Raw genomic sequence first — 24,472 nt, 5'->3', positions numbered from 1 at the left:
ATGAAAAAGAAAAGAATATTAATTACATCTTTTGATATGGAAATTGGTGGAGTAGAAAGAAGTTTGATTGGTTTATTAAATACAATTGATTACAGTAAGTATGATATAGATTTAATGTTATTTAAACATGAAGGAGGATTTTTCTCTTTACTACCCAAAGAGCCGAATTTATTAGAAGAATTGCAACAATATACTACTTTTAGAAAATCAATCAAACAGATATTACAAGAAGGGCATTTCTCAATTGGAATTACTAGGGTGATAGGAAAAGTCATGGGTGTTATGCATGGAAGGTTTGTAAATAGTAAAGAACCTGGATACTTTGTCATTCAATATGGATGGAGAATATCTCTTCCATTTCTTCCAAAATTGAGAGAAGAGTACGATGTTGCGATAAGTTTTTTATGGCCGCATTATTTTATAGGAGATAAAGTTCGAGCGAAAAGAAAAATTGGGTGGATTCATACTGATTATTCGAACATACAACTTAACAAAGAAATGGAATGTAAAATGTGGGGGGAAATAGATGATATCGTGGCGGTTTCTGAAAGTTGTAGAGAGACATTCCTGAATAGTCTACCTTATATTAATAAAGAGGTACAAGTGATAGAAAACATAATAGATTCTGAATTTGTTTGTGAACAATCCAATGAAGGAGATATTACTCAGGAAATATCAATAAATAGCAAGCGAATCAAGTTAATTACTGTTGCTAGACTTTCGCATGCTAAAGGAATTGATGACGCTATATATGCGCTTAGACAGTTATTAGATCAAAGGTATGATATCGAGTGGTACATAGTTGGATATGGACCGCAAGAAGCGGAACTTAAATTGTTGATAGATAAGCTAGGACTTCATGATAAATTTGTTTTACTAGGTAAGAAGATTAATCCGTACCCGTACATAAAAGCATGTGATATTTATGTACAACCTTCTAGGTACGAAGGGAAGGCAGTAACAGTTCGGGAAGCGCAAATTCTTAAGAAACCAGTATTAATAACTAATTTTTCAACTGCCAAAAGTCAGTTGGAGAACGGAGTAGATGGATATATTTGTCCAATGGGTATAAAGGGAATTGTCGAAGGAATAAAAAAAATGATTGATGATGTTGAATTCAGAAATGAAATTGTTAATAATGTAAGCCAAAAAAATTATGGTAATGAAATAGAAGTGGAAAAGATATATAGGTTAATTGAATTAGAATAGATTAAGCTATAAAACTAAAAAATCTTTTACTATTTATAAAAGATACTTGGGGGAATTATTTTTATGGATAATGTTTTAGTATTAGATACATCAGTAGGTTCTCTTAACAAGGGTGACGATATAATAATGAAGTGTGTAAAGCATCATCTTTCTGATATAACTAAAAATGCATATGTTTTAACATTACCTACTCATGTTTCACCTTTTCATTGGTACCAAGTAGCGAGAAAATCAAATAGGGTAAAGATTTATAGTGATGCGAAATATAAGTTTGTAGGTGGTTCGAATTTGCTAGCGATGGATATGTTTACTCATTTTCCGCAGTGGAATATAAATATATTTAATTATGGTCCTTTAAAGGGGAGTATTCTGGTTGGAGTGGGTGCAGGCAAAGGGAATAAAATAAATCCCTATACAAAAATGTTATATAGAAAAGTTTTATCACATGAATATATACATAGTGTTAGAGATGAAAGAACAAAAAAATTTTTAGAAGAAATGGGGTTTAAAGCTCTAAATACTGGTTGTGCAACTTTGTGGTCTTTTACGCCTGATTTTTGTAGGGGAATTCCGAGTGGAAAATCGGAATCGGTTGTTTTTACATTAACTCATCATTCTAAAGATCGTGAAAAAGATCAATTACTGATAGATATACTTAACAAAAGTTATGAAAATGTCTACTTTTGGATACAAGATGCTGATGATTTTGAATATTTAAAATCTTTAGAGGGTATACAAGGTATAAAAATTATATCTCCTACTATAGAGGCATATGAAAAAATCCTAAATACAGCCGTTGATTATATTGGAACGCGTTTACATGGCGGTATATTTGCTATGCGTCATAAAAAACGTGCAATAATTATCTCTATAGATGAAAGAGCTAAGGGGATGGGGGAAACGTATAATTTAAATCTGATTGATAGAGAAGATTTAAATTATCTCGAAAAAATGATAAATGCAGAGTTTATCACGGATGTTCAAGTGAATTTTGATGTAGTAAATCAATGGTTAAAACAGTTCTCTAATTAACAAATGTATTGTGATAAAAATGGCGATTTATTAGGAGGCTCAAATGAATAGTATAATTCTCGATAAAATTGTCGTAAGAAATAATAGAGTGGATTATTATTTTAGTATTAAGGGGGATTTACAAAAGTATTTTAAGACAAGTAATCATATGTTTCTTGAATATAACTATGATGTATCTGATACCCCTTTAAGTATTTTGGCTATTCCGTTTGTTGCGAATGTAGTTCCTCTTGTATGGATTACTAATTCAACAATAGTAATAAATGAATTAGATAAATCTTTTTATATTTGTTTAAATAATATAAAAAATGCATATCAAAACATGTTTCCTGGTGTGAAATTTAAAGGATCCATGGTTGTAGGAGAAATTATTGATAATGTTTACATTCCGGAACTTGAAGCGGCATCTTTATTTAGTGGTGGATTGGATGCACTTACTACATTTATAAGAATAAAAGATAAACACCCCTTGCTAGTTACTGAATATGGATGGCATGAAAATGAAATAGAGGGTAGTAAAGTATGGGAGGCAGATAAAGAAAATGCCGTAAATTTTGTAAAGGATAATGGACTAGAAAATATTTTTATACAATCTAACTATGGGACCTTTATAATTGCAGGGAACATTGACCATGATTTTAGAGAAAAGTTAAACGATACATGGTGGCATGGATTGCATCATGGTCTAGCAATAATATCTGCAGCTATTCCAATAGCTTTTAAACTTAAGATAAAATGTATATATATTGCAAGTTCTAATTCCCCATTATATCAAGTTACTTGTGCATCTGATCCAACTGTGGATAATGAAATAAAATATGCATCTGGAACAGTCTTTCATGATGGATACGAACTTACTAGGCAAGAAAAGATTAAAGTTGTTGTGGACCATTATTCAGCTAGTAAAGAACCTGTTAATATCAGGGTATGTTTTAAAAATGAAGAAAATTGTTGTAAATGTGAAAAATGTTTAAGAACAATTATGGGAATTATTGCTGAAGGGAGAGACCCTCGTGAATATGGTTTTAATATTCCAAGTAATCTTTATCAGTACGTTAAAACTTCTTTAAATAATGAGGTGAAGTTTTTTACTAATACATTCATTGAAATGTATTGGAATTTAATCCAAGTGCGAATGAAACAAAATTGTGATTGTATTACAGATAAAAATTTACTAAATTGGTTTCTAGATTATGATTTCAAGGCGCAACGAAGAAAAGCGTTATTAAAATACAGGATAACAAAGTTTTTCCCGATTTTAAAGAGGAAGATTAGTGCCAAATTTAGTAGAGTGGGTACGCAAAACAATTAAAATATAGAAGGTATTACGATGAGAATACAAAACTCCTTAAAAAATATTTTATTCGGTTTGTCTGGACAAATAATTAGTATTGGTATGGGATTTGTTGTTCGAACTGTTTTTATTTTTACACTCGGTATAGAATATTTAGGTGTGGATGGGCTTTTTACAAGTATACTATTGATGTTTTCCCTAGCTAATTTAGGATTTGATACAGCTATAATATATAGTTTATATAGGCCATTAGCTGAGAAGGATATTTATAAAATACAGGCATTAATGAATTTATATCAAAAAGCATACAGATTAATAGGAGTAGTAGTTTTATTAATAGGGTTATCTCTATTGCCATTTCTTGATCATTTAGTGAATGCAGATACTACGATTAAAGACATTAACATTATCTATCTTTTATTTTTAATAAGTTCAGTGTCATCATATTATTTTGTATATAAACAATCTATTATTATTGCTGATCAAAGTAACTATATTATTTCTAAAATACACACTTTGTTCATGATTATATCTAATGCATTACAAATTGTTTTATTAATAATTATTAGTGATTACATTGTAGTACTGGTAGCTCAATTAACATTAAAAGTAATTGAGAATGTATATATTGCAAATAAGGCAAATAAATTATATCCATTTTTAAAAGAAAAAAATAATGCGAAATTATCTAAGACAGACAGACGTGAGTTTTTTGAGAATTTGTATTCCTTGTTGCTATATAAAATTAGTGGTGTAGTAATTAATGCAACAGATAATATAGTTATATCGAAATTTATTGGGGTTATTTGGGTTGGGGTTTATTCAAATTATTTGTTGATCTTAAATACATTAAATACCTTATTAGGCTATTTGTTTTATTCTATCACTGCTAGTGTTGGAAATTTGAATGTGAAAGAAAATGCAGAAAAAAAATATTTTATTTTTCGTGTAATTAACTTTTTTAATTTTTGGATATATGGATTTTGTACAGTTTGCCTTTGGAATTTGATAAATCCTTTTATAACAATCTGGTTAGGTGAGGAATATGTGTTTAATAAGTATGTATTATTTTTCATATTACTTAATTTTTTCACTTCAGGAATGCAAAATACAACTACAATGTTTAGAGAAACCACAGGTTTATTTAAAAAAGGGAAGTACAGACCTATTATAGCGGCAATTATAAATATTGTAGTTTCTATAATTCTTGCGAAACAAATAGGAATAGCAGGAGTGCTTTTAGGGACTGTTATTAGTAGATTATGTACTTACTTTTGGTATGACCCTTATATTATATTTAAAATGATTTTCAAAAAATCTGTAAAAGTATATTTTATTAGATATATTTTGTTTGTAGTGCTTGTATTATTTTCTATTATAGCAACGGATTTTATTGGTTATATTTTTCACATAAATATATTTATGGACATGGCAATACGTAGTGTTTTGTGCCTGATTATTCCAAATCTGATCTTTTGGATGGTATTTAAAGAGGTGGAAGAGTATCGATATTTCCTTAATTTAACCCGGATATTAATAAAAAAAATAAAGTCGAAAATATTAACTCGGAAATTTTCGAATAATAATTATCCATAAATTAGCATTTTTATTTTTTCCATATCACAGTAAAAAATGCTTTATTTACGGAAGAGATTTTAGGTTGTTCTGAAAATAATAGTAGGTAATAATAGGGGGGTATGTATAAAGAGTATAGTGTCTTTTTAATAATATTGTAAGTTTAAATAGTATAAATAAAAGAGTATTGAAATAAAAACAGCTAGTAAGAATAGACCTTTTTAGGAAGGAGAAAGGAATTGTAAAAAGGCTTTCTAAATAATGGATCTCTAAAAACAATAAAAAGTGATATTACTTCTCTTATATCCAATCAATTTACCTTATGAAACATAAGATGTAGAAAAGCAAAAAAGAGGTGTGAATTGATGTGGAGAAGAAGGGATAATCTTGGGAATTTGAATGATTTAGATTTGGTGTCCAAGCCTCCTTTTCATAATGACATTTTAACTTATGATAGTACGCAATTAAAATGGATTCCAAAATCATTTGAAGCTACAAATCCTACAAGTATATATGTATTAGAATTAGATAGATGGGATGTTAAGAATGATGGGACTGATGCTATCAATACTTCCCAAGGTATTAATAATGCTCTAGTATGGGCGGCTCAACAAGGTTATACGGAAGTTGTGTTACCTAGAGGAATATATTTGATTGATAAACAAACACCCATCGAACCACCAAGTCATTTAACTTTGAATCTAAACGGTTCGACATTAAAAATGGAAACAAATAATTTGACTGGATATGCAATTATAAGTTTTCGTAGAAATCAAGTATATTCTAGGATAACAAATGGTATTATCCAAGGAGATAGATATACACATGATTACTCTAGTGGGGGAACACATGAGGCAGGGTACGGCATTGAATTGGGGAGTTTTACTCCACCTGCTGATGGGGGGAACAATACACGGTTTGTATCTTTAGATAATCTAGATATTTTAGATTGTACAGGAGATGCCATTACACTGAACAGTACTTTTGGGCAGATTTCACCTTTTCCTACAGCATTAGCAAGTTCATTTGAACAGGGAGCAATTAATACAACAGATGGTTCATTGGTAAGTAGTACAATAAAGATACGTTCCAATTTGCAAATTGATATGACCCAAGTGGCTATTGTAAAGTATGGTTACTTTGGATTATATGGAAATGGATTTGGAGCATTGGGTTCTGAAATAAAATGCGATTATTATGATGTCATTTTTTACACTTCAAACAATATATTTTTATCTTCAAAAACCAATGTACAATTCTTTGATGAAGTAGAAGTCCCTAATGGAGCCAGTTATGCTAAAGTTGTTTTGCATCAAGGGAATGTTCCTGCTCCTGCAAATTGTTTAATAAATGTTCGGGTACCTTCTTTTTCGCAATATACTTATATAGAAAAATGTAATTTACATGATTGCCGTAGACAAGGGATTAGTGTATGTGGGGCAAAGAATGTATATATTCGAGATAATGATATTCATCACATCGCAGGTACCAATCCACAAAGTGGACTAGATATTGAAGATGGATATGATTTAAATCAATATATATATATTGAAAGAAATAATTTTCATGATAATAAAAATTATAATATTATTGTTGTAAATGGGAAATTTATCTATATATCGAATAATTCTATTATGAATACCATTACAAATGCTTATGTTGGGTTGTCTATTAATGGTGGTGCAGATAGGGTAATCGTAACAGGGAATAATATCCGATTAACCAAGGTCTCTTTGTTAGGAGATGTTATTTTTTCCAATAATTATGTATACGGAGCGCAAGTAAATGTTCAAGGTGTATATGTAAATCGATCTATTAATATATCGGATAATGTTTTTTCTAATAGTAAAATGATTATTGATACTCCCTTTCCATATGCGGTTAAAGTTGATTCCTGTCGTTTTATAAACGATACAGATAAACTTAATTCCTTGTCATCATTGTATCAGTGGACATTAGAGCTGAAAAATGAACCGCAAACTATCTCAAATTGTATATTTGAAGGACAAGACGTTTTGTATTTAAATTATGTACCAGTAGGAACAGTTAAATCAGGATGGATATTTGAAAATATTATATTTAATAATGTTAAACCCCCAACCCTAGTTGCAGGGACGTATACAAATTGCTTTTTTAAGGATGTAACCTTTTTGGGGATAGCAAGTACAGGAAGTACTTTAGAATTAAAAGGTTGCAAGTTCTTTAGTATAGATAGAAATAACACGTTATTTACAGTGAATAACCTCAAAGCATTCAAGATGATGGATTGTCATATAGAAAAACCAAATGGTACGGTCTTGAATATTCAAAATGTATCTGATGAAATAGTGTTAAGGGGAAATACTATAAAAATTACAAATGATACTCTTCAGAGAGCTATTATTGTTTTGGATGCAGCGTTTACTGGTAAGCAAGTGATAATTCAAAATAATATTATAAATTCTACAAATTTGATGCAAGTTGGGATAGATAATAGAACAACGAGTAGTACACCTCAAGTAGTAATTCAAAATAACGTGTTAAATAATGCGAAAATTACAATTACGGGGAGGGAATTTTTACAAGGAAATATTGTTAATGGTGTAATCGATTCAAATTAATGCATGGTGATAATTAAATTTGAATAGTTTCAAAAAATTATGAGAAATGAAGTAGAGTGGCTCTTAATAAATATGTCTATAAAGTATTATATAATGGTACATGGAAGGGTTTTGTCCAATGTAATCATTCGAAATAGTCTAATTCCTAATAGATAATATGCTTATTGACTTTTAGTTACTACTATAGAAAAGAGAAAAGCTATTATGTTTTTTATAAACATAATAGCTTTTTGTTATTACGTTAACTGCATACTAAAAAACAGTGAGTAGGAGAATGTTTTAATAATAAATGTTTTTTTATACTATTAAGCGTTGTTTATAAAATTGTTTTTGTGAATATATTTTTTGAGATTTTTACAGTGTGTAATAGTCTCTTGGATAAGCATTTGGAAAATATATTTTGCACCTATGTGTATTGCTTTCTTCTACTTATTAAGTTTTAAAGTTGTGTACTAAAGAAAATGTTTGCAGGTGATAAGTAAAGAAAAATTGAATACAATTCTTTACTTACAACTTGAAAATACTTGATTTCAACCCGTAATGAATACTTTATATATTATTTCACTTTGGAAAAGCATTTGTAATAATTTAAGATGGGGGAATGATTGGTAATGAAGAGGCTGTTGGATATCTTTATTTCTTTATTATTATTAATTTGCTTTTTTTTCATTATTCTTTTAGTAGCAATTATAGTTAAAACCCAGATAGGATCACCTATTTTATTTAGACAACAACGTCCAGGGTTACATGGAAAACCCTTTTATCTTTATAAATTTCGTACGATGACCAATGAGCGAGATAATAGCGGGGAGCTCTTACCAGATTACGCTAGATTAACTAAAGTTGGAAAATTCCTGAGGAAATATAGTTTGGACGAATTACCACAATTAATAAATGTGCTAAAAGGTCAATTAAGTTTGGTGGGCCCTCGACCATTATTAATGGAATATATGCCTTTATATTCGCAAGAGCAAGCTAAAAGGCATAATGTTAAACCCGGAATCACTGGATGGGCTCAAATTAATGGAAGAAATAGTATCTCATGGGATGAGAAATTTAAATTAGATGTATGGTATGTTGAGAATCAAAGTTTTCTTTTAGATTTGAAAATTTTATATCTAACTTTTAGTAAGGTTTTAAAATCGGAAGGGATAACAAATAATAAGCATGTGACTATGCCAGTTTTTAAGGGGGGAATCGAGCATGGGGGGGAATAAAATGAATATTTTGTTTACTAGCTCTGGTAGGAGGGTCACTTTAATTAAAAAATTTAAGGAGGTATTTGAACAAGTAGGAATCAAAGGGAAAATCTTTACTGCAGACTTAAAAGAAACTGCTCCTACCATTTACTTTAGCGATAAGCATTTTATTGTTCCGCGTGTAAATGAAGAAGGGTATATAAATGAATTGTTAAAAATATGTAGATCTGAAATGATAAATCTAATAATTCCGTTAATTGATACAGAATTAATCCTTATGGCTAATAATTCGGAGGTTTTTGAAGGTATTGGTGTAAAAGTACTAGTTTCTAGTATGGAATTAAATAAAATTGCTAATAACAAAAAATACACATATAACTTTTTTGTATCTAATAATATACCAACGCCTAGAGTGTATAGTGATGAAGAGATTGGAAGAAAGGAATATCAATTTCCACTATTGATTAAACCTTATGATGGCAGTTCTAGTAAAGGTGTAACAAAAATAATGAATGAAAAGGAATTGGAATTTTTTAAGGAGTATATACCTAACGCTATGATACAAGAGTACGTTTCAGGAGAGGAATACACTATAGATGTCATGGTAGATTTCTATGGGAATATAAAAACGATCGTTCCTAGATTGCGTATAGAGACACGAGCAGGTGAGGTAAGTAAAGGTATAACCAAGAAAGATTTTGACATTATCCAAGCAGCAGAAACTGTAATAAAAGCTCTTCCTAATCCTATTGGATGTATTACTTTACAATGTTTTAAAAAGAAGGATGGACAAATTACATTTATTGAAATAAATCCTCGTTTTGGTGGAGGAATTCCATTATCCATAGAAGCTGGAGCGAATTTTCCACTTTGGACAATTAAAATGTGTCAGGGAGATGTTTTTACAGATAGAGACTTTAATTGGAGAGAAAATTTAACAATGCTTAGATATGATGAAGCGGTTTTTATGGAGAGTATTTAATATGGTGATTCAAGCAATTGTTTTTGATATGGATGATACTTTATATAAAGAGAAAGATTATGTCGTAAGTGGCTTTAAAGCAGTGGATGATTGGATTAAAGATAACTATGGAAAAATTGGTTTTTATAATATCGCAATTCGATTATTCAATTCAGGTGAAAAAAAGTTTGTGTTTAATAAAACACTTAAAAAGTTAGACATTGATTATGATGAAAAATTGATTAGTAATTTGATAGAACAGTATAGGTTCCATAAACCAGATATTCAATTGTTGGATGAAGCGGATTGGGTACTAAATAATTTGGTTAATACCGTTAAAATAGGACTTATTTCAGATGGATATTTAGTTGCTCAAGAAAGAAAAATAAATGCATTAAAGTTAAAAGAGAGGGTTCATTCAATAATTCTCACTGATAAGCTAGGAAAAGAATGTTGGAAACCAAGCAAAATTCCTTATGAAAAAATAAGTAAGGAATTACAGGTGCCTCATGAGCAATGTGTCTATATAGGAGATAATTTAAGTAAGGATTTTATAACGGCCAAGAAATTGAAATGGTTAACGATCCATATTAGTAGAGAAGATGGAATTTACCATAATCTTATAGTTGAGCAAGCTTATAAAGCACATTATACAATTGATAATTTAAGGAGATTATCTGATATATCTGTATTAAAGCATATGTTTTTAGATACATAGTATTGAAATATGTATAAAGGATGTGTTTACATGCACACAGTTCAGCATAAAAAGCGAATTTACCTTTCCTCTCCGCACATGAGTGGGAATGAACAAAAATATATCCAAAATGCATTTGATACAAACTGGGTTGCTCCTCTTGGGCCAAATGTCGATGGGTTTGAACGAGAACTTGCATCTTTTGTAGGAGTTAGGGGAGGTACTGCAGTTAGTTCAGGTACTGCTGCTATTCATTTAGCTTTGCAGTTATTAGGTATTCAAAAGGGAGATACAGTATTTTGTTCCAGTTTTACTTTTGTAGCGAGTGCAAATCCGATTGTTTATTTGGGAGCGGAACCGGTATTTATTGACTCAGAACCGGAAACCTGGAATATGTCACCGAGTGCATTGGCACATGCATTATATGAAGCTAGTAAAATGGGGAATTTGCCTAAGGCTATCATTCTTGTTCATTTATATGGTCAGAGTGCTAAACTAGATGAAATTCTCTCACTTTGTCATCAATATAATGTTCCTATAGTTGAGGATGCAGCAGAATCTCTTGGATCTACATATAAAGGAAAAGCAAGCGGTACATTCGGAAAATTTGGTGTTTATTCATTTAATGGAAATAAAATTATTACAACTTCAGGTGGTGGAATGCTAGTTTCTAATGATGTAGAAGCATTGGAAAGAGCGAGATTTTTAGCGACACAAGCAAAGGATCCAGCTCCACATTATGAGCATAGTGAGATAGGGTATAATTATCGACTAAGTAATATTTTAGCTGGTATTGGTAGAGGACAATTAGAAGTGTTAGAAGATAGGGTGAGAGCTAGAAGATTTGTATATAAACGGTATTACGAAGCGCTATCTCACATGCCAGGGTTTTATTTTATGCCTGAATTAGAACATACTCGCCCAAATCGTTGGCTTACTACATTGACAATTGATGAAAAGGAATCTGGGATTTCTATTGGGAAATTGTTGAGAATTTTAGCAGAAGAGGACATTGAAGCGCGTCCTATGTGGAAGCCACTTCATATGCAGTCGCTCTTTAAAGAGAAGAAGTATTATCCGCATAGCAAAAATGAAGATGTGTCGCAGTACCTATTTCAAAGTGGAATTTGTTTGCCTTCAGGATCTAATATGTTAGCAGAAGATCAACAAAGGGTAATTCAAAGCATTTTAAAAGTTGTAGAATGGAAGAATTAAAAGAAAAGTAAGTGAAAATGGAATTTGAATTAGATTTGTATACGTACCACTAATTGTTCTTTATAATGAATTCTTTCTAGTGTTCAGTTTCAATTTACATAAAAAAAGGGAGGAGTATAGATTTGAAAATGTCTATAATATATAAGTCTGAAAGTAAATTAAAGCATGTAATTGAGAAAGTAATAAAAATAAATAATTTCGTTCTTTAAAAAGAATGATAAAGGGGTATGTTTAACGAATTTAATATGTAAATAGTAATTGTAGTAACTTTTCATATATTAGGAGGAAGAAATGAGCGCTATAACTGGCATTATTCACTTTAATAATGAACCTATATCAATTGAACATGGCACACGATTAATGAGTGAATTACAAAAGTACCCTGCTGACGATATTCAAATATGGCACAAAGAAAATGCTTTTCTAGGATGTCATGCACAATGGATTACACCAGAGTCAGTTGGTGAACAATTACCCTTTTATAATTATGAAAAGCAATTGGCAATTACAGTAGATGCTATTATTGATAATCGTGATGAGTTATTTGAAAAATTACAAGTGGATTATTCGGATAGAAAAAACATGACAGATAGTGAGTTGATTTTACTCTCTTATCAGAAATGGGGGGAATCGGCTCCGAAATATTTGGTAGGCGATTTTGCTTTTATGATTTGGGATGAGAAAAAACAAATTCTTTTTGGTGCCAGAGATTTTTCAGGAAGTCGGACTCTTTATTTTTATCGTGGTGAGGAAAAATTTGCTTTTTGTACCATTATAAATCCGTTATTTACTCTACCGTATATTGAGAAAAAATTGAATGAGCAGTGGCTTGCTGAATTTTTAGCTATACCTGTAAATTTCGAATCGGTAGATCCACAGTTAACAGTTTACAAATATATAGAACAAGTGCCTCCATCACACACTATTTTGGTAAAGGAAGGCGAAGTGAAGTTTTCACGATACTATACACCAACTGTTGGGAAAATGCTTAATTTAAAATCAAATGAAGAGTATGAAGAGGCGTTTCGAGAGGTGTATAAAAGTGCAGTGAAGGCACGTTTGCGAACACACCACCAAGTCGGAGCCCATTTGAGTGGAGGGTTAGACTCAGGTTCTGTCGTTAGTTTTGCTGCAAGGGATTTACGGACTGAAAATAAAAAATTACATACGTATAGTTATGTTCCAGTAGAAGGATTTGAAGATTGGACACACAAAGGTAGGATAGCTGACGAAAGACCATTTATTCAATCGACTGTAGAGCATGTAGGGAATATACAGGATTATTATTTAGAATTGCCAGAGAGAAGCCCACTATCGGAAATTGATGATTGGCTGGAAACAATGGAGATGCCATATAAATTTTTTGAGAATACTTTTTGGTTGAGTGGAGTTTATGAAAAAGCATCTCAGCAGGGAATAGGAGTACTTCTTAGTGGTCAAAGAGGTAATTGGACAGTATCATGGGGACCTATTTTAGATTACCAGGCAATGTTATTGAAAAAGCTACATTGGATTCGTTTTTATCGTGAACTATATTTATATAGTAGAAATATAGGAGTAAAAAAATCACGTGTTTTTGAAGTGGTAAGACGAAAGGCATTTCCATTTTTGCATCAGTTACTTTTTTCAGGAAAACAAGATGCAAATTCCGTAATAATTAATCCGGAATTTGCAAGGGAAATGAATGTTTTTGACAGACTTAGAGAACAAGAAATCGATATAACAGGCACCTCTATTTCTAATGCATATGACATGAAAAGAGAACAGTTTGAAAAACCATATTATTGGAGCATAAATGGCACGTATGAAACGAAATTATCATTACGTTATGCCTTATGGGATCGTGATCCCACAAATGACTTACGATTGATTCAATTTTGTTTATCAGTCCCAGAAGAACAGTATGTTCAAAATGGTTTAGATAGAGCCCTGATCCGGAGAGCCACAAAGAGCTTCCTTCCTGATAAAGTACGATTGAATCAACGGGTTCGCGGTATTCAAGGTGCAGATGGTGTTTACCGTATGGCTCCTTTTTGGAATGAATTTATTGAGGAAGTTGAAGAACTTAGTGTAGATCCAGTTATCTCTGAATTTCTAAATGTAGAGGTAATTAAGAAAGCTATCTCAAAAATTTGTAAAGAACCTCGACCAGAATATGCATTTGATTTAGATTTTAGAGTTTTAATGCGCAGCTTAATCTTTTATCGATTTATAAAAAAAGCAATATGAAAGGAGGTGATACGTATGAAAAAGGAATGGAAACAACCTGTATTAGAAGTACTTAATATTAATATGACTATGGCTGGGCCTGGGCATAAATATCCAGATGCTGTTCAACCTGACCCAGATGACCCAGTGAAGTACAGTTAAGTCACTGGAAAAATAAAGCTCTTATATAGCTTTATTATATAAGAGCTTTCAAAAAATTGACAATGTGGGGGATAGGATGTTTGATTCTGTGGGGAATGTGTTATATCAAGCCTTCGGGTTAAAAATAGTAAGTGAAATTCCATTACCCGAATTGTCTCAGCTGAATGAAAAAAAAGAGATGGCAGATGTTCAAGTTGAAATAACGGATTTGTCAGAACAGTGGAGTAAATATAGCGCAGAAAAGCAAAAAACAATTGTAGTGGAGGATGATGTAGTTATGTTTCATGTTCCTCAAACTGCAATATTTTCTGTACAAGCCGGCGAGAAAATCACCTTTTCACCTATGGCAGACGCAGAAGAAGATAAAATTCGCCTATATATTCTGGGCACTTGTATGGGGGCGCTTTTAATGCAACGTAAAACACTCCCATTGCATGGGAGTGTAATTGCCATAGATGGAAAAGCGTATGCATTAATTGGTGATTCAGGGGCTGGAAAATCAACGTTAGCCTCGGCTTTTTTGAATAAAGGATATCAGCTTTTAAGTGATGATGTAGTTGCCGTGTCTCTTTTGAATAAAAATACTGCAATAGTTCATCCTTCTTACGCACAACAAAAATTATGGCAAGAGAGCATAAATGAGTTAGGAATGGAAGTAGCGCAATTTAGCCCTTTATTTGAAAGAGAAACGAAGTATGCTGTTCCTGTGAATTCTCAATTCTTTCCAGATCCATTACCTCTTGCTGGTGTTATTGAATTAGTAAAAACACAGGGAGAAGATATTGAGATGACCCGTATAGAAGGGCTCGCACGCTTGTATAAATTATACCGTCACACTTTTAGGAGTTCTTTGATTTCTAAATTAGGATTGATGGAATGGCATTTTGAAACTTCAACTCATCTTGCAAGTGGAATGGAAATGTTTCAAGTAAGTCGCCCGATTTCAAGGTTTACAGCTCATGAGCTTGTGGAAGTTATTTTAAATACTATACAGAAAGGGAGTATGGTTGATGGTTGTCCACTCGAGAAAAATATCATTAAAACATAACGTTGTCCAAAGTAAAGGTAATATAGTAAGCGATATGGATGGAGAAAAAGTGATGTTAAATGTCCAGAAAGGAAATTACTATAACTTAGGTGAAATAGGCGGAGAAATATGGGAGCTTATTGAAAAGCCAATAATAATTAATCAGCTTGTTACTATGCTAGTATCCAACTATGATATTGAACAAAAAGATTGTGAAGAGCAAGTTCTTTCCTTTTTAGAATGTTTATTTCAAGAAGGGTTAATTCAAATAAAAGATCAGCCTAATAGATAGATTTGTAATTTCAAAAGAACTGTTAGGAAGGGATTAATGAATATTGTGAAAAGGTTAAGGGTATTTTTATTGCTGAACATGGAAACAAAGCTTTTATTTTTAGAGGCTTTTATTTTTTTAGGATGGGCGCGTGTACTAAAAAGTATTACCTTTGCCAAAGTTGCACCTTCTTTAGGGGATTATATGAACGAAACATCAGTTGCTCAAATTCAGCAACACGAGGATACACTAAAGGAGGTGTCCGAAGCAATTTCTATTATGAGCCGTTATACTTTTTGGGAAAGTCAATGTCTCGTTAAAGCGATAGCTGGGATGAAAATGCTTGAAAAACGTGACATTGAGAGTACTCTTTATTTAGGAACTGCTAAGGATAATAGTGGGGAACTAATTGCACATGCATGGTTACGTAGCGGTTCTTTTTATGTTACTGGATCGGAAGGAATGGAGAAATTCACTGTCGTTGGATCATTTGCAAAGAGGCTAAGTGAGAACACTATTAAAGGAGAGTAAAATGGAGAAAGATTTTGGTCTTAATGTAGAGTTCATGTCTAAGGAATTGAAACTTCTTTTTGCAATTTTGAAGTTAAAAGATGATGAAACAATGCAAACTTACAGCAATGAATGGTTTTCGGATATTGATTGGGAATTATTTCTTGAACAGGTTGTGCATCATCGCGTTTATCCGGTGATATATCAAAAACTTAAACAGGTAGATGAGGAAATAATTCCTTCACATATTGTACAATCCTTGAATAGAAAATATAAAAAAAATACATTTCAAATGCTTTATTTAAGTGCTGAAACGGAACGAATAAATAAAATATGTAATGAAAATGAGATTCGTATGATTTTTCTAAAAGGGCCTGTACTATCTCAGGATTTATATGGAGATATTTCTTTACGAACATCCTGTGATTTGGACGTTCTTATTCCAATTCAAAATTTAGAAAAAGTAGAAATGTTACTTTTAGAGCAGGGGTATGTAAAAGACGATTATATTCAAACGATATTAAATGATTGGAAATGGAGGCATCATCATATAACATTTTTTCATCCGACAAAACAGATTAAGCTTGAGATTCATTGGCGGTTAAATCCCGGACCTAGTAAGGAACCTGGGTTTGAAGAGCTTTGGAAGCGAAAGAGAAAAAGCACCCTTACGAGTAATTCCGTATATATGCTAGGGAAGGAAGATTTATTTTTATTTCTTGTATCTCATGGTGCTAGACATGGTTGGTCCAGATTACGCTGGTTAGTAGATATAAAAAAAATTGTCAATCAAGATCTTAATTGGAGTGAGATTCATAAACTAATGAAAACATATCAAATGCTACATTTAGGAGGACAAGCATTAATTTTGTCATCTCAATTGCTAGGTGTACGGATGGATGAAAGAATGATGGAATTAGTAGCTAAAAAACATTCAAAACAGTTAGCGCAAGAAGCCTTGTTTTATTTCAAGCAAATGATAAACTTGCATACCGATCCGGTTCCTGAAGAAGTACTTGCTTATCATAGTCGACATTTATTTTCGTTAATGTCTAATCAGCAAAAAACTTTATTTATTATGAGCCAACTATATCCTTATCCAATTGATGCGAAAACATTGCCGTTACCTAAATTTCTTCATTTTTTATATTTTCCTTTACGTCCGTTTCTATGTATTTGGAGAAAAACGAAGAAGTTTGCTTTGTTATTGGGGGAACATCGATGAATTATATTATATATTTTATGAAGAAATTATATTCTTCAGCAGGAAAAATACTGTATGTGAATTTATTTGGTATGGTGTTAATAAGTTTACTTGAAGGGATAGGTATTATTTTATTACTTCCTATGATAAGTATGACTGGAATAATTAATACAGGTGAGGAGACTTCTTTTATTGCACCTGTCTATAAAATTTTGCAGAATTTCCCTAAAACAACAAGTTTAATTTCTATTTTAGGTATATATGTATTAATAGTGTTAAGTCAAAATATACTGCAAAGAAATATAACGTTAAGAGATGCGAGAACGCAACAAGTTTTTGTACGAAAGTTAAGAGTAGAAACATATAGTATGATTTTAAAAGCAAAGTGGAGATTTTTTTTAGAAAAAAGGAGAACAAATCTAATTAATATATTAACTACAGAATTAGCTCGTGTTAGTTATGGGATTAATTTAATTTTACAATTGCTAGCTACTATTCTATTTACATTCATACAGGTAGGGCTTGCGTTTTTATTATCTCCCCAAGTCACTGTATTTGTTTTGGGCTTTGGCTTATTGTTCTTGGTAGCTTCTCGTGTTTTTATAAAAAAAGCACGGATACTAGGCGGTAAGACCTCAGAATTGGCAAAAGACTATCTTTCTGGTATAACAGATCATTTCAATGGAATTAAAGATATAAAGAGCAATACTTTGGAAGGATCACGTTTGGATTGGTTTCAATCTATAACAAAAAAGATGAGTAGCGAACAAATGGAGTATATGAGAATAAGGTCAAACTCTCAATTGTTTTATAAAATTTCAATGGCTATATTAATTGCATTTTTTATATTTTTGTCAGTAAATATGTTTCAAGCGCAAACGGCCCAGTTACTATTAATCATTCTCATTTTTTCAAGATTATGGCCAAGGTTCATGACGATTCAGTCAAATTTAGAGCAACTGGCTGCAAGCATTCCTGCCTTTAAGTCATTATGGGAATTGCAACAGGAGTGTAATGAAGCGGTTGAAATGCAGGATATATACATGCAAAAACATATAAAGCCGATTTGTATAAAACAAGGTATTGAGTGTAAGGATGTTTCTTTTCGTTATAATAAGCAAGAAGCTTTATATGCACTTCAAAACATTAATGTACAAATTCCAATAAATAGTATGACGGCAATTGTAGGACATTCTGGTGCTGGGAAAAGTACATTAATTGATGTGTTAATGGGGTTAATCCAACCAGAAAAAGGTCAAGTGTTAATAGATGGTATCCCTCTTACAACTGATAATTTATTATCATTAAGACGGGCTATTAGCTATGTACCACAAGATCCGTTCTTATTTAATGCTAGTATCAGAGAGAATTTAATGATGATTGACTCGAATGTAAATGAAGAACAAATTTGGGCTGCATTAGAATTTGCGGCAGCAACTGAATTTGTACGAATGCTTCCAAATGGACTTGATACACTGATTGGAGATCGTGGGGTGAGGCTTTCAGGTGGTGAACGTCAGCGACTTGTATTGGCTCGAGCTATTTTAAGAAAACCGTCGATTTTAGTATTAGATGAGGCTACGAGTGCGTTAGATACTGAAAATGAAGTAAAAATCCAATCAGCAATAGAAAGATTGAAAGGAACAATGACTATTGTTGTTATTGCACATCGCTTATCTACTATACGCAACGCAGATCAAGTTATTGTTTTAGGAAAAGGTGAAATTGTTCAAAAAGGTGAATTTAATCAACTAGCTAAAGAAAGAAAAGGTGTATTTCGAAATTTACTAGGGTCACAAATGGAAGTTGGTTCTTAGAGGAGAAAAATTGAATGAAGCTTTGTATGAATGCAGTTCGAATCGAATAAAATCTCGAATAATGGTGAACCACAACAGAATCTTATTCGGGATTCTATTTGCGCGTTTTTAAAATCAGTGAATACATATAAACAAGTACCTTGCAATAAATAGTACCAAGTGGTATATTATGGATATGTCTAGTACCGTGTATTGAACAGTACTAAACTAAGAAAGGAGGATTACATTTGAACGTTCAGTTTAAAAAAGGTGTGTTAGAGCTATGTGTTTTGGCACTTGTGAAACGTAAAGATAGTTACGGTTATGAACTTGTACAGCAAATTTCAAATAAATTTTTAATATCGGAAGGTTCAGTATATCCATTATTACGTCGTTTAACGAAAGAGGGATATTTTCAAACGTATTTAAAAGAGTCCACGGAAGGACCGCCTCGTAAATATTATCAGCTAACAGAGCAAGGGGAGACGCAACTTCATTTGTTAGTAACAGAGTGGAGTGATTTTGCGAAAGGGGTACAAGAAATTATTGAAGGGGTGAATTGGGATGAATAAAGAACAATTCCTTAGAGAATTATCGAATCAGCTTAGAAAGTTACCGGAAGAAGAGAGGAAAGATATTTTATTTGATTATGAAGAGCACTTTCAGTTTGGGATAGAAGAGGGGAAAACGGAATTAGAAATAATAAAAGGACTTGGTTCTCCTAAAGTAATTGCAAAAGAATTACTTGCGATGTATCGTTTCGATGAAATGAAAAAAGATCCATCGACTTCAAATGTTACAAGAGCTGTCATGGCGGCGATTGGACTTAGTTTATTTAATTTTATTATCGTGTTAGGCCCTTTAGTTGCAATTATCGGTTTTATATTTTCTTTTTGGGTCGGTGGGATTGCTAGTGTAGTGACACCATTTTTCGTTATCGTAAAAGTATTTATGGGCACTTTTATATGGTTGGATCTTTTCGTTAGTATAACATTTGTTGGAGTAGGTTTGTTGTTATGTATGATAGCGTATTATAGTACGAAGTGGTTTAAAAGATTGTGCGTACGTTATGTGATATGGAACTTCAAAATGATAAAAGGGGAGTAGATGATGAAAAAAATATTGTTAGTAGCTATCGCTTGTATCATTATTGGAGTAATAGGGATTTCACAAACATATGAAAAAGCAGTGCAAACTGCAGAAAAAGGCGATAAAGAAGACGTAATTAAAAACGAAACGTTAAAAAATATAGAAGTTAAGTTAGGTGCTGGGGATATTGTCGTCCAAAAATCTCCGGATGCCTCTTTTTATGTAAAGCAAACAGGAGATGTAAGTAAACAAGAAATTCGTATTACTGAAGATGGTGACACATTAAAAGTTATTGGGGAAAGAAAAAAAGATGTTTCGTTTGATTTTTCCTTTTACAATTTCGGATTTCAAACGTCTACATTGACTATATTTGTACCAGAACGTTCTTACCAAGAGATCAAAGTACATTCAGCAGCTGGACAAATAGAAATAAGTGATGTGAAAAGTGACCGCGTAAATGTTGGAACGCTGGCAGGAGAAGTGGATTTGAAGTATGTAACAGCTAAGAACGTAGAGGGATCTACAAAAGCTGGTGAGGTGAACTTTAAAAAGGTTATGGGGAAAGTAACAGCAAAAACGACTAGTGGGGATGTATATATTATGGATCATGATCCTAAGTATGATGTAGAGGCAAGCTCAACTGCTGGAGATGTAACTATTACTTTATCGGAAAAACCAAAAGATGCAGTAATAACTGGGCAAACTCCTGCTGGAGATGTGACAATTTTTAATGAGGAAAATAAAAACGTAACAATTGGTAATGGGAGTAAAAAGATTAGTGGCAAAACGGCTGCTGGAGATGTTACGATAGAAACACGTTAATAATAGATGAGAAGATAGATTCATTCGAGTTTTTTGGAATGAATTAAAATCTACCAATATATAAAAGAAGATAATTCCCTATATAAATAAGGGAATTATCTTCTTTTATTATTTTTAATGTAAATCACGATATACGCCAATTACTTTTCCAATAACTGACACTTGTTTTAAAATGATAGGTTCTAATGAAGAGTTTTCCGGCTGTAGACGGAAGTGGTCTTTTTCTTTATAGAAACGTTTAACAGTTGCTTCGTTATCCTCTGTTAAGGCAACGACAATTTCACCGTTGTATGCAGATTGTTGTTGGCGGACAACAACTAAATCTCCATCAAAGATACCAGCTTCAATCATGCTATCTCCAGAAATACGTAACATAAATACTTGATCTGATCCAGAAACGATACTAGCTGGAAGTGGGAAGTGCTCTTCTACACTTTCGACTGCTGTAATCGGTAAACCGGCAGTAACTTTTCCGACGATTGGAACTTGAATAACAGATTGTGTTTCTGTAGCCATTCGGTCATCGCCTAAAATTTCGATTGCTCGTGGTTTTGTTGGATCGCGTCGGATATAACCCTTTTCTTCTAGTCGTGATAAATGTCCGTGCACTGTAGAACTAGAAGCGAGGCCGACTGCTTGACCGATTTCACGTACGGAAGGTGGATATCCTTTTTCTTGTACTTTTAGCTTAATAAAGTCGAGAATGTCTTGCTGGCGTTTCGTTAACTTTTCCATGTTTTCTAACACCTCGTTTTCTTTCGTTTTTCTTATTAATAAGTATAACATGCGAAAAAACATTCTACAAACATAAGTTCGAACAAAAGGGAGATTTATGATACACTAGAGAGAAAATATAGCGAGAAAGAAGGGTTCAAAATGAATGCAATTGTTTATGCACGTGTGAGTACAACAAAAGAAGCACAAGAAACATCGTTATTGCGTCAAAAGGATGAATTATTGCATTTAGCTGAGCGCTATGAAATGAATGTGACAAAAGTGATTGAGGAACAGGCTAGTGGCTATACAATTGAACGTGATGGCATATTAGAAGTATTAGATACAATTCGAGATGAACAAGTTGATGTACTTCTAATACAAGATGAAACACGTCTTGGTAGAGGGAATGCGAAGATTGCATTAATGCATTGTTTACATAAAGAGGGAATAAAAGTATATACACATACGCATAATGGTGAATTACAATTGTCGGATTCTGATTCGATGGTATTAGATATAATTGGTATTGTTGAAGAATATCAAAGAAAGATTCATAACTTGAAAATTAAACGTGGTATGCAACGCGCGGTAGAAAAAGGCTATCGGCCAGAAAATAATTTAAAAAATCGTCATTTAAGCGTAGGGCGAGAGAAAAAAGAAGTGCCAATTGAGGAAATTGTACGTTTGCGCAAGAGTGAACTCACTTTCGAAGAAATTGCGGCAACGCTTCGTGGATTTGGTCATAATGTTTCAAAAGCGACTGTACATCGTAGATACGTAGAGTATACAAAGCAATTGCTTGATAAAGAAGAGTAACTATTGTATGATAATAATCAGTTTTGATTAGAAGGGGGATTCGAGATGCTTAATCACGAACTCGTTGAACGCATTAACTTCTTAGCGAAAAAAGCAAAAGCTGAAGGTTTAACTGAAGAAGAACAACGTGAGCGTCAATCGCTACGAGAACAATATTTAAAAGGATTTCGTCAAAATATGTTAAACGAACTTAAAGGAATTAAAGTCGTTAACGAAGAAGGTACAGATGTTACACCAGCGAAATTAAAAGCTTTAAAAAAGCAAGATAATGCAAAATTAAATTAAAAGATGGGCGAAGCCCATCTTTTTTTATTTGTTATTTAATAACTTTCCAGTTGTTATTTCTCGTTGCTTCTATTCTTTTATGCTTCAATATATAGTTAGCAATAAGTTCAGACATATCTGTTGGAATATCTTTTATTACTGGTTTATTTTGAAACATGAAGAAGTTCCCTCCGCCGTTTGCTCGATAATTATTCATAACAACGTCATATTCTTCATTTATATCGAGTGTAGCGCCTTTATACTGTAAAGACTCTACTCTTTCACCAATTGGTTTTGAAATGTTTAATACATACGAAATCCCTTCCCACATATCGTAATTATAATGCGCAGGTTTTGGTTCTATGAATGCAGGATTAACAATTATATCTCCAACTTTATTTAATGTGAAATAAGAAGCAGAAAGTTCGAGAGCATCTTTTATATCGGCTCCAGTCACTCGAATAACTTTTAATGTGTTTGGGTAAATATAATTGGAAACGATATCCCGCATTGTGACATGTTTCGGGAATCCTGGAGATGTATTATGAAACAAACTTGTACAAGAAATAGAAACGTTAGCTATATCCATCTGGATTTTATTTATGAATTCAATAAAAGGATGGTCTTGCAAACGAGTTTGCATAGCATCTGAAATTCGCATGTCTCCATGAATGATGCCAATAGGCTGATCAAGCCATTTTTGTGTTTTCTCTTCATAATCGGCGACCAAGGAAAGAACATCTTTGTCGGCCTCGATTCCTTGCACAGGCAATAATTGTGCGTAACTATTTTTCTTTACCCATTTTTGTTCTGTTTTTTCGAATATTACTTTTACCTTTCCAACGGAGTGTCCATTGCATCCGGTCTGTAAAATTGTTACACCATTATCTAAAGTTTGAGCAATTTCTCGGTGTTGGTGACCTGTTAGTAAAATATCTATACCATCAATTTCATCATACATTGCGTATCCTTGGTTTTCACCTGTTAAAACTTCAGTCGGTACTCCAGTTTGAAAATCGCATTCAAATCCCCCGTGATAGGCTACGACTAGTAAATCGGGCTGCTCATGTTTACGGATGTAAGGAACCCACTTTTTTATTGTATTTAATGCATCTTCAAATAGTAAATCTTTAATATGATGGGCCTGTTCCCAATTCGGGATGTAATGTGTTGTTGCCCCTAAAATAGCAATTTTTATATTTGATTCAATATGTTTTATTATATAAGGTTTCCCGAAATAAGGTTCTTTTATGTTTTTATCTAAAATGTTTGCTGATAAGTACGGGAAGTTTGCAGTTTCTACAGCATGATTTAATATATCCATTCCATAATTAAATTCATGATTGCCGATAATTGCAGCATCATAATTTAAATAGTTGGCCAATAAGGACATTGGATTTTTCTTATCTTTTTCGTATGTAGCGTAATGATAAGTTAATGGTGTTCCTTGTATGAAATCACCGTTATCAACTAAAAGAACGTTTGTATTTTTGGAACGTTCTTTTTTTATAAGAGTAGAAATTTTAGCTAAACCAATTTCTGCTTTGGAGTTATCTTGGTAGTGAATTGGATACACAGTACCATGTACATCGCTTGTTAATAAAATATTTAAAGTTACAATTTGATTTTGATTCAATACCATTCACCTTTTCTATTGTTATCTTTCAATTAATCATATCAAATATATGAAAAGAATTTTAATGAGAATGTATAGAATGTGTAAAGATTCTGTAAATAAGTAATTGTTTGTAAAAATATGTGATATATTTCTTCATGTTTACGGAAGGTTATTTTATAACAACGA

General features: G+C 32.4%; 23 protein-coding genes. 21 read left to right on the top strand and 2 right to left on the bottom strand.

Features of this window, described 5'->3' with window-relative positions; translation table 11 throughout:
* From JDS81_RS11320 to JDS81_RS11230, 19 genes are all read left to right on the top strand, one after another.
* A complete protein-coding gene (locus JDS81_RS11320; protein ID WP_097953734.1) occupies nt 1–1,209 on the top strand; it encodes a glycosyltransferase in 1,209 nt (402 codons plus the stop codon).
* Nucleotides 1,210–1,272: 63 nt separating this feature from the next.
* A complete protein-coding gene (locus tag JDS81_RS11315; RefSeq protein WP_097953733.1) occupies nt 1,273–2,241 on the top strand; it encodes a polysaccharide pyruvyl transferase family protein in 969 nt (322 codons plus the stop codon).
* Between the two features lie 43 nt (nt 2,242–2,284).
* On the top strand, nt 2,285–3,553 hold the full coding sequence (locus JDS81_RS11310) for a hypothetical protein (RefSeq protein ID WP_001084458.1): 1,269 nt from the start codon (nt 2,285–2,287) through the stop codon (nt 3,551–3,553).
* Nucleotides 3,554–3,571: 18 nt separating this feature from the next.
* The gene (locus JDS81_RS11305; protein WP_097953732.1) at nt 3,572–5,131 is read left to right on the top strand and encodes a lipopolysaccharide biosynthesis protein; all 1,560 of its coding nucleotides are present in this window, start codon (nt 3,572–3,574) and stop codon (nt 5,129–5,131) included.
* 344 nt (nt 5,132–5,475) lie between these two features.
* Nucleotides 5,476–7,710, top strand: coding sequence for a right-handed parallel beta-helix repeat-containing protein (locus tag JDS81_RS11300; protein WP_097953731.1), 2,235 nt, complete (start codon nt 5,476–5,478; stop codon nt 7,708–7,710).
* A 611-nt stretch (nt 7,711–8,321) separates the two neighbouring features.
* A complete protein-coding gene (locus JDS81_RS11295; protein WP_000825901.1) occupies nt 8,322–8,927 on the top strand; it encodes a sugar transferase in 606 nt (201 codons plus the stop codon).
* On the top strand, nt 8,914–9,891 hold the full coding sequence (locus JDS81_RS11290) for an ATP-grasp domain-containing protein (RefSeq protein WP_000509382.1): 978 nt from the start codon (nt 8,914–8,916) through the stop codon (nt 9,889–9,891). The genes JDS81_RS11295 and JDS81_RS11290 overlap by 14 nt, the downstream gene beginning before the upstream one ends.
* Before the next feature lies 1 nt (nt 9,892).
* The gene (locus tag JDS81_RS11285; protein ID WP_000236579.1) at nt 9,893–10,588 is read left to right on the top strand and encodes an HAD family hydrolase; all 696 of its coding nucleotides are present in this window, start codon (nt 9,893–9,895) and stop codon (nt 10,586–10,588) included.
* 30 nt (nt 10,589–10,618) lie between these two features.
* A complete protein-coding gene (locus JDS81_RS11280; RefSeq protein ID WP_097953730.1) occupies nt 10,619–11,782 on the top strand; it encodes an aminotransferase class I/II-fold pyridoxal phosphate-dependent enzyme in 1,164 nt (387 codons plus the stop codon).
* A gap of 291 nt (nt 11,783–12,073) precedes the next feature.
* A complete protein-coding gene (locus JDS81_RS11275) occupies nt 12,074–14,011 on the top strand; it encodes a lasso peptide isopeptide bond-forming cyclase (RefSeq protein WP_097953729.1) in 1,938 nt (645 codons plus the stop codon).
* A gap of 15 nt (nt 14,012–14,026) precedes the next feature.
* A complete protein-coding gene (locus JDS81_RS11270; protein WP_000712621.1) occupies nt 14,027–14,152 on the top strand; it encodes a paeninodin family lasso peptide in 126 nt (41 codons plus the stop codon).
* A 76-nt stretch (nt 14,153–14,228) separates the two neighbouring features.
* Entirely contained in the window at nt 14,229–15,200 is a 972-nt protein-coding gene (locus JDS81_RS11265) for an aldolase (RefSeq protein ID WP_097953728.1), read from the top strand.
* Nucleotides 15,163–15,471 carry a lasso peptide biosynthesis PqqD family chaperone gene (locus JDS81_RS11260; RefSeq protein WP_097837401.1) on the top strand — a complete coding sequence of 103 codons (309 nt, stop codon included), beginning with the start codon at nt 15,163–15,165 and terminating at the stop codon, nt 15,469–15,471. Before JDS81_RS11265 ends, JDS81_RS11260 begins: the two co-directional genes overlap by 38 nt.
* Nucleotides 15,472–15,507: 36 nt before the next feature.
* Nucleotides 15,508–15,981, top strand: coding sequence for a lasso peptide biosynthesis B2 protein (locus JDS81_RS11255; protein ID WP_070173642.1), 474 nt, complete (start codon nt 15,508–15,510; stop codon nt 15,979–15,981).
* A 1-nt stretch (nt 15,982) separates the two neighbouring features.
* On the top strand, nt 15,983–17,185 hold the full coding sequence (locus JDS81_RS11250; protein WP_097837400.1) for a nucleotidyltransferase domain-containing protein: 1,203 nt from the start codon (nt 15,983–15,985) through the stop codon (nt 17,183–17,185).
* Nucleotides 17,182–18,981, top strand: coding sequence for an ABC transporter ATP-binding protein (locus JDS81_RS11245; protein ID WP_097953727.1), 1,800 nt, complete (start codon nt 17,182–17,184; stop codon nt 18,979–18,981). The genes JDS81_RS11250 and JDS81_RS11245 overlap by 4 nt, the downstream gene beginning before the upstream one ends.
* 227 nt (nt 18,982–19,208) lie before the next feature.
* Entirely contained in the window at nt 19,209–19,532 is a 324-nt protein-coding gene (locus JDS81_RS11240) for a PadR family transcriptional regulator (protein WP_001102631.1), read from the top strand.
* On the top strand, nt 19,525–20,067 hold the full coding sequence (locus JDS81_RS11235) for a DUF1700 domain-containing protein (RefSeq protein ID WP_001031393.1): 543 nt from the start codon (nt 19,525–19,527) through the stop codon (nt 20,065–20,067). The genes JDS81_RS11240 and JDS81_RS11235 overlap by 8 nt, the downstream gene beginning before the upstream one ends.
* Entirely contained in the window at nt 20,068–20,871 is an 804-nt protein-coding gene (locus JDS81_RS11230) for a DUF4097 family beta strand repeat-containing protein (protein ID WP_097953726.1), read from the top strand. It abuts the gene before it with no gap.
* A gap of 114 nt (nt 20,872–20,985) precedes the next feature.
* Here JDS81_RS11230 and lexA read toward each other — a convergent pair whose 3' ends face one another.
* Entirely contained in the window at nt 20,986–21,606 is a 621-nt protein-coding gene (lexA, locus tag JDS81_RS11225; protein WP_070173655.1) for a transcriptional repressor LexA, read from the bottom strand.
* A gap of 141 nt (nt 21,607–21,747) precedes the next feature.
* Here lexA and JDS81_RS11220 point away from each other — a divergent pair, with 141 nt between their 5' ends.
* Entirely contained in the window at nt 21,748–22,404 is a 657-nt protein-coding gene (locus tag JDS81_RS11220) for a YneB family resolvase-like protein (RefSeq protein WP_000991793.1), read from the top strand.
* 45 nt (nt 22,405–22,449) lie between these two features.
* A complete protein-coding gene (locus JDS81_RS11215) occupies nt 22,450–22,689 on the top strand; it encodes a DUF896 domain-containing protein (protein WP_000931861.1) in 240 nt (79 codons plus the stop codon).
* A 31-nt stretch (nt 22,690–22,720) separates the two neighbouring features.
* Here JDS81_RS11215 and JDS81_RS11210 read toward each other — a convergent pair whose 3' ends face one another.
* Nucleotides 22,721–24,304 (bottom strand): bifunctional metallophosphatase/5'-nucleotidase, encoded by a 1,584-nt coding sequence (locus JDS81_RS11210; RefSeq protein WP_097953725.1) that lies wholly within the window; start codon nt 24,302–24,304, stop codon nt 22,721–22,723.
* Nucleotides 24,305–24,472 lie beyond the last annotated feature (168 nt).

Origin of the sequence: Bacillus cereus group sp. N31, from assembly GCF_016483245.1 — a bacterium.
Classification (GTDB): Bacteria; Bacillota; Bacilli; order Bacillales; family Bacillaceae_G; genus Bacillus_A; species Bacillus_A toyonensis.
Note: the sequence above shows the minus strand (reverse complement) of the source record. Positions and strands in the feature narration are given on the sequence as shown.

What these genes read in the sequence shown, in the direction of transcription:
- JDS81_RS11320 (WP_097953734.1), top strand. Translation starts at nt 1, where the DNA reads ATGAAAAAGAAAAGAATATTAATTACATCTTTTGATATGGAAATTGGT.
- JDS81_RS11295 (WP_000825901.1), top strand. Translation starts at nt 8,322, where the DNA reads ATGAAGAGGCTGTTGGATATCTTTATTTCTTTATTATTATTAATTTGC.
- JDS81_RS11305 (WP_097953732.1), top strand. Translation starts at nt 3,572, where the DNA reads ATGAGAATACAAAACTCCTTAAAAAATATTTTATTCGGTTTGTCTGGA.
- JDS81_RS11265 (WP_097953728.1), top strand. Translation starts at nt 14,229, where the DNA reads ATGTTTGATTCTGTGGGGAATGTGTTATATCAAGCCTTCGGGTTAAAA.
- JDS81_RS11235 (WP_001031393.1), top strand. Translation starts at nt 19,525, where the DNA reads ATGAATAAAGAACAATTCCTTAGAGAATTATCGAATCAGCTTAGAAAG.
- JDS81_RS11250 (WP_097837400.1), top strand. Translation starts at nt 15,983, where the DNA reads ATGGAGAAAGATTTTGGTCTTAATGTAGAGTTCATGTCTAAGGAATTG.
- JDS81_RS11275 (WP_097953729.1), top strand. Translation starts at nt 12,074, where the DNA reads ATGAGCGCTATAACTGGCATTATTCACTTTAATAATGAACCTATATCA.
- JDS81_RS11290 (WP_000509382.1), top strand. Translation starts at nt 8,914, where the DNA reads ATGGGGGGGAATAAAATGAATATTTTGTTTACTAGCTCTGGTAGGAGG.
- JDS81_RS11220 (WP_000991793.1), top strand. Translation starts at nt 21,748, where the DNA reads ATGAATGCAATTGTTTATGCACGTGTGAGTACAACAAAAGAAGCACAA.
- JDS81_RS11255 (WP_070173642.1), top strand. Translation starts at nt 15,508, where the DNA reads ATGAATATTGTGAAAAGGTTAAGGGTATTTTTATTGCTGAACATGGAA.
- lexA (WP_070173655.1), bottom strand. Translation starts at nt 21,606, where the DNA reads ATGGAAAAGTTAACGAAACGCCAGCAAGACATTCTCGACTTTATTAAG.
- JDS81_RS11310 (WP_001084458.1), top strand. Translation starts at nt 2,285, where the DNA reads ATGAATAGTATAATTCTCGATAAAATTGTCGTAAGAAATAATAGAGTG.
- JDS81_RS11260 (WP_097837401.1), top strand. Translation starts at nt 15,163, where the DNA reads ATGGTTGTCCACTCGAGAAAAATATCATTAAAACATAACGTTGTCCAA.
- JDS81_RS11300 (WP_097953731.1), top strand. Translation starts at nt 5,476, where the DNA reads ATGTGGAGAAGAAGGGATAATCTTGGGAATTTGAATGATTTAGATTTG.
- JDS81_RS11270 (WP_000712621.1), top strand. Translation starts at nt 14,027, where the DNA reads ATGAAAAAGGAATGGAAACAACCTGTATTAGAAGTACTTAATATTAAT.
- JDS81_RS11285 (WP_000236579.1), top strand. Translation starts at nt 9,893, where the DNA reads ATGGTGATTCAAGCAATTGTTTTTGATATGGATGATACTTTATATAAA.
- JDS81_RS11215 (WP_000931861.1), top strand. Translation starts at nt 22,450, where the DNA reads ATGCTTAATCACGAACTCGTTGAACGCATTAACTTCTTAGCGAAAAAA.
- JDS81_RS11230 (WP_097953726.1), top strand. Translation starts at nt 20,068, where the DNA reads ATGATGAAAAAAATATTGTTAGTAGCTATCGCTTGTATCATTATTGGA.
- JDS81_RS11280 (WP_097953730.1), top strand. Translation starts at nt 10,619, where the DNA reads ATGCACACAGTTCAGCATAAAAAGCGAATTTACCTTTCCTCTCCGCAC.
- JDS81_RS11315 (WP_097953733.1), top strand. Translation starts at nt 1,273, where the DNA reads ATGGATAATGTTTTAGTATTAGATACATCAGTAGGTTCTCTTAACAAG.
- JDS81_RS11245 (WP_097953727.1), top strand. Translation starts at nt 17,182, where the DNA reads ATGAATTATATTATATATTTTATGAAGAAATTATATTCTTCAGCAGGA.